The sequence below is a fragment of the Acinetobacter sp. FDAARGOS_515 genome (assembly GCF_003938865.1).
Classification (GTDB): domain Bacteria; phylum Pseudomonadota; class Gammaproteobacteria; order Pseudomonadales; family Moraxellaceae; genus Acinetobacter; species Acinetobacter ursingii.
In genome coordinates this window covers 1109793-1125643 of sequence record NZ_RKIX01000003.1, presented here as the reverse complement: position 1 = coordinate 1125643, position 15851 = coordinate 1109793, and the positions used below count along the sequence as shown (strand labels likewise).

General features: G+C 41.3%; 14 protein-coding genes. 7 read left to right on the top strand and 7 right to left on the bottom strand.

Annotated features, from left to right (window positions below; translation table 11 throughout):
• Positions 1-23: 23 nt before the first annotated feature.
• Positions 24-659 (bottom strand): TetR family transcriptional regulator, encoded by a 636-nt coding sequence (locus EGS47_RS06740; protein ID WP_004988819.1) that lies wholly within the window; start codon positions 657-659, stop codon positions 24-26.
• Positions 660-848: 189 nt separating this feature from the next.
• On the opposite strand from EGS47_RS06740, the gene EGS47_RS06735 reads away from it, so the two are divergent.
• The 5 genes from EGS47_RS06735 (at position 849) to EGS47_RS06715 (ending at position 6729) form a co-directional block, all read left to right on the top strand.
• On the top strand, positions 849-1871 hold the full coding sequence (locus EGS47_RS06735) for a flavin reductase family protein (protein ID WP_125269425.1): 1023 nt from the start codon (positions 849-851) through the stop codon (positions 1869-1871).
• A gap of 38 nt (positions 1872-1909) precedes the next feature.
• Positions 1910-3061 (top strand): fatty acid desaturase family protein, encoded by a 1152-nt coding sequence (locus EGS47_RS06730; protein ID WP_104795214.1) that lies wholly within the window; start codon positions 1910-1912, stop codon positions 3059-3061.
• A gap of 105 nt (positions 3062-3166) precedes the next feature.
• Positions 3167-3883, top strand: coding sequence for a ribonuclease PH (rph, locus tag EGS47_RS06725; RefSeq protein WP_004988810.1), 717 nt, complete (start codon positions 3167-3169; stop codon positions 3881-3883).
• Positions 3884-4180: 297 nt separating this feature from the next.
• Positions 4181-6346: a phosphocholine-specific phospholipase C gene (locus EGS47_RS06720; protein ID WP_125269424.1), complete on the top strand. Its 2166-nt coding sequence runs from the start codon at positions 4181-4183 to the stop codon at positions 6344-6346.
• Between the two features lie 182 nt (positions 6347-6528).
• Entirely contained in the window at positions 6529-6729 is a 201-nt protein-coding gene (locus EGS47_RS06715) for a hypothetical protein (protein WP_125269423.1), read from the top strand.
• Here the strand turns inward: EGS47_RS06715 and nadC are convergent.
• On the bottom strand, positions 6726-7571 hold the full coding sequence (nadC, locus tag EGS47_RS06710; protein ID WP_125269422.1) for a carboxylating nicotinate-nucleotide diphosphorylase: 846 nt from the start codon (positions 7569-7571) through the stop codon (positions 6726-6728). The genes EGS47_RS06715 and nadC overlap by 4 nt on opposite strands.
• A 161-nt stretch (positions 7572-7732) precedes the next feature.
• Between nadC and ampD the strand changes: the two genes are divergently transcribed.
• A complete protein-coding gene (gene ampD / locus EGS47_RS06705) occupies positions 7733-8302 on the top strand; it encodes a 1,6-anhydro-N-acetylmuramyl-L-alanine amidase AmpD (RefSeq protein ID WP_125269421.1) in 570 nt (189 codons plus the stop codon).
• A gap of 70 nt (positions 8303-8372) precedes the next feature.
• Positions 8373-9926, top strand: a complete 1554-nt coding sequence (gene murJ, locus EGS47_RS06700; protein WP_171455416.1) for a murein biosynthesis integral membrane protein MurJ — start codon at positions 8373-8375, stop codon at positions 9924-9926.
• 136 nt (positions 9927-10062) lie between these two features.
• On the opposite strand, the gene EGS47_RS06695 is transcribed toward murJ, so the two are convergent.
• From EGS47_RS06695 to EGS47_RS06675, 5 genes are all read right to left on the bottom strand, one after another.
• Positions 10063-10752: an FKBP-type peptidyl-prolyl cis-trans isomerase gene (locus EGS47_RS06695; protein ID WP_125269419.1), complete on the bottom strand. Its 690-nt coding sequence runs from the start codon at positions 10750-10752 to the stop codon at positions 10063-10065.
• A 318-nt stretch (positions 10753-11070) separates the two neighbouring features.
• On the bottom strand, positions 11071-11778 hold the full coding sequence (locus tag EGS47_RS06690) for an FKBP-type peptidyl-prolyl cis-trans isomerase (protein ID WP_004988785.1): 708 nt from the start codon (positions 11776-11778) through the stop codon (positions 11071-11073).
• Positions 11779-11968: 190 nt separating this feature from the next.
• A complete protein-coding gene (locus EGS47_RS06685) occupies positions 11969-14161 on the bottom strand; it encodes a polysaccharide biosynthesis tyrosine autokinase (protein WP_125269418.1) in 2193 nt (730 codons plus the stop codon).
• 20 nt (positions 14162-14181) lie between these two features.
• Entirely contained in the window at positions 14182-14610 is a 429-nt protein-coding gene (locus EGS47_RS06680; protein WP_125269417.1) for a low molecular weight protein-tyrosine-phosphatase, read from the bottom strand.
• 12 nt (positions 14611-14622) lie between these two features.
• Positions 14623-15723, bottom strand: coding sequence for a polysaccharide biosynthesis/export family protein (locus EGS47_RS06675; protein ID WP_125269416.1), 1101 nt, complete (start codon positions 15721-15723; stop codon positions 14623-14625).
• Between the last annotated feature and the right edge of the window lie 128 nt (positions 15724-15851).

Here is a 15851-nt window from a genome sequence, read left to right as displayed (position 1 = left end):
TCAAATGGTGTTTGGCATTGGCCTTATTCCCAGTTGGCAATACCACGGAAAATCAAACGAACTTGTGTAGAAGCATTTTCGATAAAAGCCTGTTGCTGCTGGTGTAGCGCTTCGCCTTCGTATTGTCGCGGTAGACTGAGCCACGTCATGGCCCATGTAAATGACATATTAATCAAAATCGTAGAAAGCACTTTAAGATCCTGATTGTCCTGAATATGCTCAAAGGTCGGCAATTTACGCAGGTCTGTGGTCAAGGCTTCGGTCAAATCTTCAATTTCACGGGCAATCGCATAGCGAACAGTAGCAGATCCACCCCAACGTTCAGCAATCATAAATTGCCATTCCAGTGGACTGTGATTGACTGCCTGCACAAATAATTCGATGCTGCTTAAAGGGTTGGCTTTGGCTTGATGTAAATAACTTTGTCCGAGTTGATGAATCAGATTTTTAATATGCAGCGCCACTTGATCAACCAATTCCTGACCTAGCGCATCCATGTCCTGAAAATGTCGATAAAACGCGGTAGGAACTAAACCGACCTCACGCGCGACTTCACGCAAACTAATACTGCTAAATGAACGTCCAGCAGTACTCAGTTGCAATGCTGCATCAAGTAATGCTTGGCGACTTTGTTGTTTACGTTCATCCCGTATCGACATGCAACTGACCTATGTTAAACCAGCCATGAGTCTACCAAAAACTGTCCTGCTTTCAAAAAAATAAATCAATCAATAAAAAATCAGTGAACACCTGTTGACTGAATTAAAAAAAAAGAATAATGTGTACACATGTTCACTGAAAGAACATTTGTTCACTCATATAAATAGCCAGATACAAACGAGGAACGTATGAACATTGCAGCCAATTATCAGCCTCAATGGATTCGCGAAGATTTTGTCGACTTCATATTGGAAAAAGTTAATCCAATGTGGACCTGGAAAAAAGTCAAAGCTCAGGTGACTTCAGTGACCGCGATCACGCCTGAACTTTATCAAATTTGTTTACAACCCAATAGCAACTTTGCTGCACATCATTTTAAGGCAGGTCAGAGCGTTCTGGTAACCGTGGTAGTGGCAGGCGTGCGTTATCAGCGTAGTTATTCTGTGATCAAGATCGATGCTCAGGGCAATCTGTATTTGGGTGTTAAAGTTCAGGGTGTCGTTTCACGCGCTATGAGCCAATTACACGCGGGTGATGTGATTGAGATTTCTCAAACTCAGGGTGAGTTTTGTTTGCATCAGGATCAAAGTGCTGCGCTACTGATTGCATCAGGGAGTGGCATTACCGCGATTTATTCCTTATTACAGCAAGCGATTAAACAACAATTACCGCAAATTGATGTGATTTACTTTAGTCGTGATGCGGCGTTTCATCAAGAATTACAAGGTTTAGCTGATCATCATCCATCGATTCATTATCACCACATTGATACCACTCAGCAAAAACAGCATTTAACTGTAGATTTGTTAAATAAGCTAATTGGCGATTTAGAGCAAAAGCACACGTATCTATGTGGTGCATCGAGCATGATGCAAGCAGCCAAAACGATTTTTGCAGAGTTAAATCTGAGTGATCGTCTGCATATGGAATATTTCCAGCCTGTAGTCGATGAAACGCTTGAAGCGCAACCCGTCACTTTTTTGCGCTCGCAGCAAGCATTTGAAGCCAATACCAATTTACTGGAAAGTGCTGAACAAGCGGGTTTACGTCCAGCACATGGTTGCCGTATGGGAATCTGTAATACCTGTACTTGTACCAAAGTCAGTGGTTCCACCAAAAATATTCTGACGGGTGAAATTGATCATGGCAATAACACCCAAATTAAACTGTGCGTCAGTCAGGCGATTAGTCCTGTCACGATCAATCTTTAACAATCGTCAGTCCATTTGAATAGATTCGGAGAAAAATAATGAATATGTCCGTAAAATTTCCATTAAACAGTAAATCTAACTACTTAACCCCAGAACAGGTTGAAGAATTTGGTCGCCGTGTCGAAGAGATTCGCCGTGAAGTCATGGATAATCTGGGCGAAGCCGATGCCAAATACATCTACAAAATTCGTAACTTTGTCCGTTATAGCGAAATCGCATCACGTGGGATGTTAATGTTTGGCGGCTGGATTCCACCCGTATGGTTAGTCGGTACAGGTTTACTCGGTATTTCCAAAATTGTAGAGAACATGGAGCTGGGTCATAATGTCATGCATGGTCAGTTTGACTGGCTGAATGACCCAAGCTTAAACGGTGCCAATTATGACTGGGATACCATTGCCACAGGGGATGACTGGAAACATACCCATAACTATGTCCATCACACCTATACCAATATTGTCGGTAAAGATCATGATGTCGGTTATGGCTTATTACGCGTCAGTGAACAACAAAAATGGGAACCCCGCTTCTTATTGAATGTTCCAATGGCAATGCAACTAATGGTGTTTTTTGAATGGTATGTTGGGGCGCAGAATTTACATTTAGAAGATGCCATTGTATACAAAACCAAATCATGGAAAGAGGTTTGGAAAGATTCGGCTAAATTGCGCAAAAAAGTAGTGCGTCAGGTCGGTAAAGATTATGTGTTTTTTCCATTGATTGCTGGACCAAATGCCATTCCTGTCTTTTTGGGTAATGCTGCGGCCAATATCATTCGTAGTTTATGGTCGTCTGCGGTGATTTTTAACGGTCATTTCACCGAAGACGCTGAAACTTTTGAAGAAGATAACACCGCAACTGAAACTCGCGCGCAGTGGTATTTACGTCAGATTCGTGGTTCGAGCAATTTTACGGGGACAGACTGGTTACATATTTTAAGTGGCAATTTGAGCCATCAAATTGAGCATCATTTATTTCCAGATATGCCTGCCAACCGTTATTCGGAAGTTGCCCCAAAGATTAAAGCTTTGTGTGAAGAATATGGCGTGAATTATAACGAAGCCAACTTTATGAAACAGTTTTGGAGCGTTTGGGTGCGTTTAGCTAAATGTTCATTACCCAATGGCTATAGCGATCAAGTATCCAATAAGATTCAAAAAGTGAAAAATCTATTTTCATTTGCAAAATAAGTGCTTTTGTAAAAAGACAAGATTGGGCCAAATTCGGCCCAATTTTATTGGGGGCTTTTGCTATACTATGTTGCAATCTTATTAGCGGCAAAGAAAGGATAGATGATGCGTCTTGACCAACGAGCACTTGATCAATTACGTGATGTAAAAATTACGCGAAATTACACCCGTTATGCTGAAGGTTCGGTTTTGGTCGAATTCGGTCATACCAAGGTATTATGTACCGCAAGCGTTGATCACTCGGTACCACGCTTTTTGAAAGGACAAGGCCAAGGTTGGGTGACAGCGGAATATGGCATGTTGCCGCGTTCTACGCATACTCGTAGTGACCGTGAAGCGGCTCGTGGCAAACAAAGCGGCCGTACCCAAGAGATTCAACGTTTGATTGGTCGTAGTTTACGTGCGATGGTCGATTTGAAAAAATTGGGTGAAAATACCATTACCATCGACTGTGATGTCATTCAGGCCGATGGGGGTACACGTACCGCTGCCATTACAGGTGCAGCAGTGGCCTTGATTGATGCCATGAATGTGTTATTAGAAAAGAAGAAAATCAAACAAGATCCTCTTAAAGGTCTGGTTGCTGCGATTTCAGTCGGGATTTATCAAGACCAAGTGTTGCTGGATCTTTGTTATGAAGAAGATTCAAATTGCCAAACTGATATGAATGTAGTGATGACCCAAGCGGGCGAATTTATCGAAATTCAAGGTACGGCTGAAGAAAAACCATTTACTCGTACTCAAGCCAATGACATGTTGGAAGTGGCTGAAAAGGGCATTCAAACCCTGATTCAAAAACAACAGGAAGCATTGGGCTGGTAATCTTTTCTTGAGTGGAAATATTTTAAGTGAAAACGCATCTTCGGATGCGTTTTTTTATGCCTTCATCTAATCGACATCAAATCATCATATTGTTGTAATTTTCAAGCTTTTTACTAGTCTCCATTCTTCAATGGAAAGACCCATGTCTAAATTCTTTTGTTTTTTTCTCATGATTAGCAGTGTCATGCTCAGTGCTTGCAAGGACGATGACTCATCGACCCAGCCGACACAACCGCCTAAAAATAATTGCACGATGCACTGTGCGCCATAATAAAAATCATAAATAAGGATTAAATAATGAACCGTCGTGATTTTGTACTGAATACTGCCAAGACTTTATTTGGGACAGCTGCTTTATCTAGCTTCCCTTTAAGTATCCAGAAAGCACTCGCCATTGATGCCAAAGTAGAAACAGGTAGCATTCAGGATGTTAAACATGTGGTGATTTTGACACAGGAAAACCGATCTTTTGATAACTACTTCGGTACATTAAAGGGCGTCCGTGGTTTTGGTGATCGCTTTAGCATTCCATTGAGTCAAAAGCGCAAAGTCTGGGAACAGTATGATGCCAAGCAAAATAAAATTTTGCCTTATCATTTAGATAGTCGTTTAGGCAATGCTCAGCGTGTTTCAGGTACACCACATTCATGGTCAGATGGTCAGGATGCTTGGAATCATGGGCGTATGGGGGACTGGGTGAAATTTAAAAAACCGCAATCCATGGGATATTATAAAAAACAGGAGGTTGAATTTCAGTTTGCCTTAGCCAATGCCTTTACGCTGTGTGATGCTTATCATTGTGCCATGCATGCTGGAACCAATCCTAATCGCATGTTTATCTGGACTGGCACCAATGGTCCAGCGGCGGGTGTTGCTGCGGTAGTAAATGAATTTGATGGTCTGGGTGCATCTTCAAGCGGTTATGAATGGACGACTTATCCTGAGCGTTTACAACAAGCAGGGGTCAGTTGGAAAGTTTATCAAAATATGCCCGATAATTTTACGGATAATCCATTGGCGGGTTTTAAGCAATATCGTCGTGCCAATGAGTTGTCAGGTCAACCTGTCAGTCATGATGATCTGATTAGTCCTGCCTATGATGAGAAAATTGATAGCACTCAACCGTTATACAAAGGGATTGCCAATACCATGCCAGATGGTGGTTTTTTAGGGACATTCAAGCAAGATCTTGCCACAGGGAAATTACCGCAGGTCAGTTGGCTTGTAGCACCAGCCACTTATAGTGAGCATCCAGGCCCTTCTAGTCCAGTACAAGGCGCGTGGTATATACAGGAAGTGCTCAATGCACTTACCGCAAACCCTGAGATTTGGTCACAAACCGTGTTACTGATCAATTTTGATGAAAATGATGGTTTCTTTGACCACGTACCATCACCGAGTGCGCCATCTAAAGATGATTCCGGCAAGATATATGGTAAAACCACATTGCCTGCTGAATCTCTATCACCAGAATATTTTAGCCATCCTGCGGTGGCGACAGCCAAATCTCAACCTAAGCCCGATGGTCGAGTCTACGGGCCGGGGATTCGTGTGCCGATGTATGTGATTTCACCGTGGAGTCGGGGTGGTTGGGTCAATTCACAGGTATTTGACCACACCTCGATTATTCAATTTCTTGAACAGCGTTTTGGTGTGAAAGAGCCGAATATCAGTGCTTATCGTCGTGCAATTTGTGGTGATTTAACCACTGCGTTTGATTTTAAAACCCCAAATAGCACACAGCTTCCCGAACTTGAAGGTAAAAAAGCCAAAACTGAAGCAGATGCAATTCGCTTGGCACAGTCGCTATTGCCACAAGTTGCTGTTCCGAGCCAACAAGTCTTTCCACAGCAAGAGATGGGGATTCGTCCATCCAGAGCATTACCGTATATCTTGCATACCAGCGCCAAGGTCAATCCATCGGGACAAAGCGTACAGCTTTTATTTGCCAATACAGGTAAACAAGCAGCAGTTTTTCATGTCTATGATCGTTTAAATCTGGATGCGATTCCTCGCCGTTATATGGTCGAAGCAGGCAAGCAATTACAGGATGAATGGAGTACGCAACAAGGTCTCTATGATTTATGGGTCTTAGGTCCAAATGGTTTTCATCGTGCATTTACAGGCAATCTGAATCAAAGTTTACAGCAGCAAGCTTTACCTGAGATTCGGGTGTGTGTGGAAGACTGTGAAGCCAAGTTGTTTTTAAAAGTTCGTCATGATGGACAATCGAGTAGTAAACTCAAGGTAAAAGCCAATGCTTATTTACCCAATCAGCAATGGTCAATTGAAACCACGAACTCAGAAAAAGAACTGGCTTGGGATATGACTGAATTTGGAGGATGGTACGATTTTACAGTCTATATAGAGTCTGACGCGAGCTATAGTCGCAGATTTGCAGGGCGTATTGAAACCCAGAAAGATTCAATTTCTGATCCCTATATGGGCTATATTGAAAACTAATTGAATTGGAAATGAATGAAGAAAAAGGATGCGATCAGGCATCCTTTTTACACAAACGTCAACTATTTCACAAACGATAACTTTTACATTCAGCTTAAAAACAAAGCCTGCTCAAGTTTGTCATGATTAAATTTTAAAGTAGCGAATAATTTTTATCGTTCTATGAAATTGGGGAAATCTATATGCTACAAGGTTTTATTGTACTGTTTGCCATTATTACATTTACCATTATGGCCTGTGATCCACGCCCAAATGAAACATCACGCAATCCATCCGCATGGCAGGCTCAAGCCAAAACCTCAGGAGTTTTGACCCAGCCTAAGCATGCGACCAAGATCGAAAATAAAACCACAAAAACAAATATTGAAACCGAGCAGACTTAAGCATTAAACCGCATCGAAAGATCAACAGCGGTAACATCTTTGGTGAGTACACCCATCGAAATATAATCTACACCAGTGCTTGCGACTTCACGTAGGTTGTCTAAGGTAATATTACCAGAAGCTTCTAACTTACAACGACCTGCCACGTATTTAACCGCATCGATCATTTGTTGTTGGCTAAAATTATCTAACATGACAATATCTGCGCCAGCTTCAAGTGCCTGATTGAGTTCATCCCAAGTTTCAACTTCAACTTCAACGGGTTTATTCGGTGCGATGCTATGCGCCTGAGCAATCGCTTGGGCAATCCCGCCTGCGGCCATGATATGGTTTTCTTTAATGAGAAACGCATCAAATAAACCTAAACGATGGTTTTGACCGCCACCAATGGCAACCGCATATTTTTGGGCAATACGTAGACCGGGTAAGGTTTTACGCGTGTCTAATAACTTGGTCTGAGTGCCTTCGAGTTGTTTTACATAAAAAGCAGCTTTTGTAGCAACCGCAGATAAAGTCTGAATAAAGTTTAGCGCAGGGCGTTCAACGGTTAATAGGCTACGTGCTGAGCCCGCCAATTTTAAAAAAGCCTCACCTGCGTTAACCGATTCACCGTCTTCTTTTAACCATACAATTTGCACAGTTGGGTCATATTGTGAAATCAGCGCATCGACCCACGGACGACCTGCCAACACCATATTTTCACGGCTAATAATCGTTGCAGTCGCCTGTTCATTTTCTGGTGTCAATAGCGCAGTAATATCGCCATCCCCAATGTCTTCAGCCAGTGCTTGTTGTACATTGATTTGAATCGATTGTTCTAGCAAAGATTGAGGAATGCTCATACTTGATACCCAGTATTAACCCAGAAAATTGAGCGATATATTAGCACTGTCCCTCTCAAAATTCACAAACGATTGTCATAAATATGCCATCAACACCGTTTTAATTTTTGAGGAGTCGATTAAACTAGAAGCATTCAAAACTACATGGGATCATCCTAACCATGCCATTAAGCACAACATATCGAGTTGAACATGGGCAGTTGATTGGTGCCAGACAGATTGCGTCTCCAAACTATAATCAGCGTCCTGAATCTGCTGAAATTCAACTGATTGTGGTGCATAACATCAGTTTGCCACCGTCTCAGTTTGGTGGCGGATATATTGAACAGTTTTTTCAAAATCAATTGGATGGGTCACTTCACCCTTATTTTCAAACGATTGAAGGTATGCAGGTTTCCGCACATTTGTTGATTTTAAGAACAGGTGAGGTGATTCAGTTTGTCAATTTTCATGATCGGGCGTGGCATGCGGGGCGTTCCAGCTATTTGGCGCAGATTGAATGCAACGATTATTCAATTGGTATTGAACTTGAAGGCAGTGATGATCTAGCTTTTGAAGAGATACAATATCAAGCATTAGCGGAAATTACTGCCGTTTTGCAGCAAACTTATCCCAAAATTCAGCAGCATATTGCAGGACATTCAGACATTGCACGTGGTCGTAAGACTGATCCCGGCTCATTTTTTCAGTGGCCTTATTTCCGGCGACTGTTGAATGCAAAAAAAATGTAGGCTAGACATCATTTCACAACGAAATAAATTTTTACTTTCATTACAATATCGGCTTTGTATTTAGCCGTGGGTGGATGCGATGGCATTATGGCGATCAACCTTTATTGTCAGTGCTATGACGATGTTGTCTCGTGTACTGGGACTGGTTCGGGATATGGTCTTGCTCAATGTATTTGGAGCAGGGAAGGATTTCGATACTTTTGTGGTTGCCTTTCGTATTCCCAATTTTTTTCGGCGACTGTTTGCTGAAGGGGCATTTTCTCAGGCCTTTATTCCAGTCTTAACTGAATATAAAACTGGACGGGCGCATGCTGAAGTTCAGATTTTGATTAGTCGAGTCTTTGGTTGCTTGCTTCTAGTCATGAGTTTATTGACCTTAGTGGCGATGATTATCGCGCCTGTCATCATTTATGCTTATGCGCCCGGTTTTCATCATGATCCTGAAAAATTTGATCAGGCGGTGAGTCTATTCCGTCTGACCATTCCATATCTGATGTTTATGTCGTTGACCGCTTTTGCCAGTAGTATTTTAAACAGTTATGGCTCGTTTGCCTCACCTGCATTTTCTCCCGTGTTACTCAATCTCGCCATGATCGCAGGAGCATGGTGGTTGACGCCGTATATGCAACAACCGATTATGGCTTTGGGCTGGGCTGTATTGGGCGCGGGTATTTTACAGCTTGCGGTGCAGATTCCTGAACTATGGCGTAAAAAACTGCTCATTCCACCCAAAATTGACTTTAAACATGAAGGGGTGGAACGCATCATGAAATTGATGTTGCCTGCCTTGTTTGGTGTATCGGTCACTCAGATCAATTTATTACTCAATACCATCTGGGCATCCTTTATGCAGGATGGTTCAGTGTCATGGCTGTATAGTGCGGAACGGATGACCGAATTACCGCTCGGTCTCATTGGTGTGGCGATTGGTACGGTGATTTTACCTTCACTTTCAACACGACATGCAGAACAGGATCAGGCTAAGTTTCGCGGCATGCTAGATTGGGCGGCGCGTGTCATTGTCTTGGTAGGATTACCTGCCAGTATTGCGCTCTTCATGTTATCCACTCCGATTATTCAGGCATTGTTCCAGCGTGGTGAGTTTGATTTGCGGGATACCCAGATGACCGCTCTGGCATTGCAGTGTATGAGCGGTGGTGTGATTGCGTTTATGTTGATTAAAGTCTTTGCCCCAGGTTTTTATGCGCAGCAGGATACCAAGACACCCGTGCGTGTTGGGTTGATGGCAGTGGCTGCCAATGCGATTATAAACGTGGTGTTGATTGGCTTTTTTAAATTAATCAATTGGCATGCCGAGCATATGGCGTTGGCATTGGCTTCATCTGGTTCAGCATTGGTGAATGCAGGATTACTCTATTTTTATCTGCATAAACGCAATATTTTTCGATTTGGTGGGCATTGGAAAAAACTGGCAGTTCAATATGCGATTGCCAATATTGCGATGATTGCTGCATTATGGCTTGGTTTGCACTGGTACGATGGTCAGTCTTCACAGTGGATACGGATTATTGAAGTGGCTGCTTTATGTGTATTGGGCGTGATTGCTTATGGTGTTGCACTGTTAGCCACAGGATTTCGACCACACGACTTACGCCATGAGTAATGAGTTTGCTAAATTGAACTTGATGTTTTTGCTGTCATGAAATCTTTAATAGAGAATAAAAAAACACAGCCTAAATCTGGCTGTGTTTTTAAGTAAAAAAGGATTGTATGCTTTTTGAGATCGCTTAGAGCATAAATTAGGGTAAAACTTGTAGCAGTTCAATATCAAAAATTAAAACGCTGTTGGGGCCAATCGCATCGCCCGAACCGACATCACCATAGGCTAGATTCGCTGGAATAAAGAAGCGCGTTTTTCCGCCTTCTTTCATGGTTTGTACGCCTTCTGTCCAGCCTTGAATGACTTGACTGAGCTGAAATTCAACAGGATGATTACGTGCGATCGAGCTATCAAATACGGTACCGTCCAGTAAGCGACCTTCATAATTCACTTTAACTTTTGAATTTGCTTTTGGCGATTTGCCAGTACCCGCTTGAAGTACTTGATATTGTAAACCTGATTTAGTGGTGATGATGCCTGATTTTTTAGCATTTTCGGCTAAAAAAGCCTGGCCTTGTTTTTGATTGTCTTGTGCTAATTTTTGAAATTCGATCAGTTGCTTGGATTCAACCTGTTTTTTATATTGACTCAAGGCTTTAGCCATATCCTCATCGCTTAAAGAAGAGGCTTTGCCTGTAGAACCTTCTTTTAAACCTTGAATAAACGTTTCTAAATTTAAATCTTTTAGCGTATCTGCATTGGTACGTCCCATGACATAGCCATAGCTATAACCCAATTGATCTTTTTGTGGGCTTTTTGATGTGACAGGAGCCGCAAAACTGGTCACCGTCATGCCAAGTAATAAGAGTGCTAAACTGTTTTTTTTCATTGTGCTTCCTAAAATAAAAGAGGAGAGTATTCAGGGTCTGTTGACACTTCAGCCATGCCTTGCGTTATTCGCTAAAACAACTCAAACGAGGCGTGAAACGCAGGCAATGGCATCTCCCTTGTCAAGTTTCATAACGAATTTTGAGGCAGTTTTAGCTATAACCCTGCGGGACAGGGACATTTTTTGCCGTTACTGCGTTATGCCTTATTCATTTAGAATGACTAAATTTCATAAGTCATGCCTTGTACCGTCTAAAAAATGTCCTCTGTCGCACGCATCTGTGAAATGTCAACAGACCCTGCTCTCCTTCCTTACGAATTATTTAACTTCTAACAGTTCTACATCAAAAATTAAAGTGCTATTTGGTGGAATCATACCCGGCACACCTTGTTCACCATAGGCCAGTTGCGCAGGAATATAGAAAGTTGCCTTTCCACCTTCTTTTAGGAGTTGTAAACCTTCTGTCCAGCCAGGAATGACTTTATTCAGTGGAAACTCGACAGGTTCACCACGATCATAAGAGCTGTCAAACACTTTACCATCGGTCAATTGACCTTTGTAATGGACTTTGACGACAGAGGTCGCTGTCGGTTGTTTACCCGTACCTTCTTTAATAATTTTATATTGCAAACCTGAAGCCGTAGTTTTAACGCCGTCTTTGTGAGCATTTTCAGTTAAGAAGTTCGCATTAGAAGATTCGGTTTTTTTCGCATCTTCCAATTGTTTTTGTTGCATTTGCTGTTGAAACTCTACATAGGCAGCTTGAAGTTCCTGTTCAGTATAAGCCGCAGGTTTCTTGTCATGACCATCACGAATCCCACTAACAAAAGCATTAACATCAAGTTCTGGTGGCGTTTGATGGGCAACTTCATAGCCCAGTGCATAGCTGATTTTTTTAACAGGCGAGGCATTCTTGTCTGCCTTTGAACCAACCTCTGCCACTGGATGTTGAGATGCATAGTAAACGGGAATAAGTGCAGCACCGCCTAAAATTACAGCGACAGCAATGGGTAAGGCTTTACTCATGAGTGTTCCAAATGTTGTTTATTTAACCAAATATCAATCGCATGCAATCTTAGCATGGCTACCTTAAGCATATCCTGTTTAATAAAAAAAATAACAGGATTTTTATCTAATTTCACACCAATCCTGAATTCTGCATAAAAAAATCGAACCCGTAGATTCGATTTTTTAACGATACAGAGCTTAAGAATGATTAATCATCTTTGGCCGCTTTATAGGCATAAGCATAGTTATAGCCATAACTACCGCTAGCCGAACGCTGAATATCATTAAGAATAAAGCCATTCACTTTGGTTCCAGCCTGCTCGAAACGATTGAGCGTTAATTCAAGCTCTTTCATTTGCGTCTTGGCATGACGCGCCACAATCAGATTTACGCCAGTATATTGTGAAATAATAATACCATCTGTGACCGCAAGTACTGGCGGTGTATCCAGAATAATATGATCATAGTGCTGAGAAAGTTCTTGCAATAAAGTTTGGAACTTTTGAGAACTGAGTAGCTCAGAGGGATTCGACGGACTCTTACCACGACTGATAAAGCTTAAATTTGGCACTTCAGTTGAATGCATTATTTGCGTCAAAGAAGCTTGATCGGTTAATAATTCGGTAAGACCAGGTTGAGTCTCCAGATTAAAATATTTATGCAAATAACCACGACGTAAATCGGCATCAATCAGTAAGACTTTTTTGTCACTTTGAGCAAAAATCGTTGCCAAGTTGGTCGAGATAAAGGACTTACCAACTTCTGGCGCAGGACCACTGATCATAATGATATTATTTTTGGCTCCTGAAAGCGCGAAATGAATCGCAGTACGAATACTACGTAAGCTTTCAATGGCAACATCATCACTATGTTTAACTGCAAGAATAGGAATATTCTTTTTCTTTTTCAAAACAGCCAAACGGTTTTCTTGTACTGGAGAACGAGGCACAGTAGCGTATACAGGAAGTTCCAGTTCGTTCTCGATTTGGGCAGAATCTTTAATACCTGTCCGTAACATATTACGGGTTAAAGCAATCAGTACCCCAATAAAACCACCGACAAAAATAGACAGAATCAGAACGATCAGCTTTTTCGGTTTAATCGGTTTAATCGGCTCAACCGCATTATCGATAATACGTACATTACCAATTTCACCCGCCTCAGAAATTTTAAGTTGCTGATAACTATTAAGTAAATTCGTATAAAGTTCAGTATTGACCTTGACGTCACGATATAACTGTAAATATAAGCGTTGTAGTTCTGGTAAACGTTTCAGGGTTCCATTCAGTTCACCCAGTTTTTTATTAACGGTCGCCACCTGCGCATTAATTTCGGCCATTAATGGATGGTCAGGTGTGTATTTTGCGGCCAGCTCAGCTTGTTTCTGTTGTAATTCAATTCGCATGGTTTCAAGTTGAATATTTTGCTTAAGCAATAATTCTGATTCTTGAGTGACATCAACGGTATTATGTTGTTCACGGAATTGGTTGAATTTCTTTTCAGAATCTTCCAATTGTTTGCGTAATTCAGGTAACTGTTTATCCAGGAAACTCAAAGTTTGTTTAGATTCTAAGGACTTTCTTTCAATATTTTGCGCATGATAAACCGCTAAAATATTATTCAGAACTTGAGTAATTTCTTCCTGATCTTGTCCTTGATAGGTGAGGCCGAGGACACCCGTCATCTTGCCTCTTTCTGCCACACTATATTGATCAGTTAAATTTTTAACGGCAGTTGGCAACGCAAATTTGGTGATTTTAAATTCTTGCTTAAATGCTGTGGCGCTATTAATTCGAATTTGCCATTGACCTTTTTTGGTGGTTAAAACATTGTCCTGATTTAAACGGCCTTCAGCAACAACATCATCCTTATAACTTAAGCTAAATTGATTTTGTTTAAATTGAAGCGTTAATGGTTTATCCAGAAAATAGTGTGGAACGTCAAATTTTTCAACAAAAAAAGACTGTCCATTTTCTTTAAATAAAACCCCCGATTGGGAATATTCCAGTTTGCGTTTTGATTCTGAAATCAGACGATTGAATACGGTATCGTTGGTATCTTTAATTTGGATATTCAGATTTAAGTTTTGAATCACTTGGCCAAGAACCAGTCGGGAATTCAAGATTTCCCGTTCAGCATCGGCTGGTGATTTTTGTCCACCCACGGCACCCGCGACACTACTGAGCTCGCCTAGTAACGCAGCTGACGCAGCACTTTTACTGTCTTCGACCTGTACCAAAGCGTCTACGGAGTAAGTTTCAGGTGTTACACGAATATAAAGTAAAGCGCAAATCAAGCTTAAAATAATGCATAGCGTGATAATTTTCCACTGTGCGATTAAAGTAAAAAATAGCTCTTTTAAATCAATGGTGTCTTCAGTTGTTGTTGAATTTTGGCTCATGGGTATGCAACTACTTAAAATTAAATATGTGATTTCCAGTCAGACACGTAAGCCTGAATATTACGGCAGGTTTCATCAAAAAACGCCTGATCGTGTTGATAGGGATCAGGCACATTTTTATGTTGCCAATGTCCAAGTCGAAACACTTTACCTTTGGCAAAAGGCCAAGTCTGTTCTAGATGCTTTTGTTGATTTAAGCTCATCACTAAAATTAAATCAGCTTTTTTGATTAAATCACTATTTAGTTTCCGTGCAATATGGGGACGCATATCAATATGAAGTGCATCCATGCACTGAATGGCTTTGGCATCTGCCGCTTCACCAACCAAGCCAGAAATTCCTGCTGACTCAATATTAAGCGCTGGGTAAGATTGTTTTAAAAAATACTCTGCCATAGGGCTACGGCAAATATTTCCAACACACACCACTAAAATATTCTGTATTTGCATTCTTTAGTTCACCTAGTTTTTGCCTAATTGATCAAGGCTATAGAGTGCACTAGAGAATGGAACGATTTGGTTCATAATACGCTGCCAGCGTGTTAGACCAGTCGCATCGATATAGACGATATCATTTTTTTGCATTTGAAACTGATTGGCTAAAGCCAAGTTACCAATGCTGCTTAGGTTTAAGTGGTAAATGGTCGACGTATGTTGTTGTAAATCGGTACGCATTACATAAATACGAGCTGCGCTGGCTGAGTATGGGTTAATCCCTTCACTTTCACCTAATACGTCGCTTAAGGTCATGCCCTGATCACGTAAAGGCAGAGCCTGACTTTTACTAGACTCACCCATCACATAAAGTTTCTGGTTCTGCTTGGTGTTGACATAAATCGTGTCATTCGGTTGGATCAGTAAGTTATGTAGAGAATATCCCTGTTTTTCCAGACTGACTGCGTTTAAATCAAAAGTTTTACCATTTCGAATCAGTTGGATCGAGGTATTATCACCTGTTTCAGTATTGACACCACCCGCCATACCCAGTGCGGTATAAATACTAATTGGTTGATCATTTAAGGTATATTGGCCACTTTTCATCACTTGGCCATTCACAAAGTAACGTTTCCCTTCATAGGAAAGCACGCGAACCACAACATCGGGTGTTTTTAAATAATGCGCGAATTGAGCTCGGAGATTTTTATTCAGTTCAGATACTGTGTTGCCCGCGGCATGAATTTTACCCACAAGTGGCAAATAGAGATTACCATCACTGTCAATCGGGTAGCCGATCCCTTTGATATTATTCCCGTCTTGAAGTGGTGGGGTAATCTCTGGATAGGCCCAAAGCTGAATGGAAAGCACATCACCCGCACTTAAGCGATATGAAGCATGGCGTGACTGAAATAATGAAGTTAAATCGGAAGAGGTTGTATTCTCCGAAAGACGCAAGGAAGGAAGATTTGCCTGCGTCAGCTGAACGACAGAAACATCGGCCCCTTGGTCGGTTCGATAATGACCTTGTTCTGGTAGATCATAGGTCTGAAGTCCAGAAGTAACAGCACATCCAGAAAGGCTTAAAATACAGACAGATAGTAAAAATGAGGTGCTTTTCAACTTCACAGCAAAACCCTTTGTTTGTAATTCATTGTAACTTTGAATCGAATTCTGTCAGAATTGTAGACCATAATGAAAATAAGATGTAGGTTTTTAAATGTTAAATTGTATAATTCAAACAACTGTCACGTAAG

What these genes read in the sequence shown, in the direction of transcription:
- EGS47_RS06720 (WP_125269424.1), top strand. Translation starts at nt 4,181, where the DNA reads ATGAACCGTCGTGATTTTGTACTGAATACTGCCAAGACTTTATTTGGG.
- EGS47_RS06680 (WP_125269417.1), bottom strand. Translation starts at nt 14,610, where the DNA reads ATGCAAATACAGAATATTTTAGTGGTGTGTGTTGGAAATATTTGCCGT.
- EGS47_RS06695 (WP_125269419.1), bottom strand. Translation starts at nt 10,752, where the DNA reads ATGAAAAAAAACAGTTTAGCACTCTTATTACTTGGCATGACGGTGACC.
- ampD (WP_125269421.1), top strand. Translation starts at nt 7,733, where the DNA reads ATGCCATTAAGCACAACATATCGAGTTGAACATGGGCAGTTGATTGGT.
- EGS47_RS06740 (WP_004988819.1), bottom strand. Translation starts at nt 659, where the DNA reads ATGTCGATACGGGATGAACGTAAACAACAAAGTCGCCAAGCATTACTT.
- EGS47_RS06730 (WP_104795214.1), top strand. Translation starts at nt 1,910, where the DNA reads ATGAATATGTCCGTAAAATTTCCATTAAACAGTAAATCTAACTACTTA.
- EGS47_RS06690 (WP_004988785.1), bottom strand. Translation starts at nt 11,778, where the DNA reads ATGAGTAAAGCCTTACCCATTGCTGTCGCTGTAATTTTAGGCGGTGCT.
- rph (WP_004988810.1), top strand. Translation starts at nt 3,167, where the DNA reads ATGCGTCTTGACCAACGAGCACTTGATCAATTACGTGATGTAAAAATT.
- EGS47_RS06715 (WP_125269423.1), top strand. Translation starts at nt 6,529, where the DNA reads ATGCTACAAGGTTTTATTGTACTGTTTGCCATTATTACATTTACCATT.
- EGS47_RS06735 (WP_125269425.1), top strand. Translation starts at nt 849, where the DNA reads ATGAACATTGCAGCCAATTATCAGCCTCAATGGATTCGCGAAGATTTT.
- nadC (WP_125269422.1), bottom strand. Translation starts at nt 7,571, where the DNA reads ATGAGCATTCCTCAATCTTTGCTAGAACAATCGATTCAAATCAATGTA.
- EGS47_RS06685 (WP_125269418.1), bottom strand. Translation starts at nt 14,161, where the DNA reads ATGAGCCAAAATTCAACAACAACTGAAGACACCATTGATTTAAAAGAG.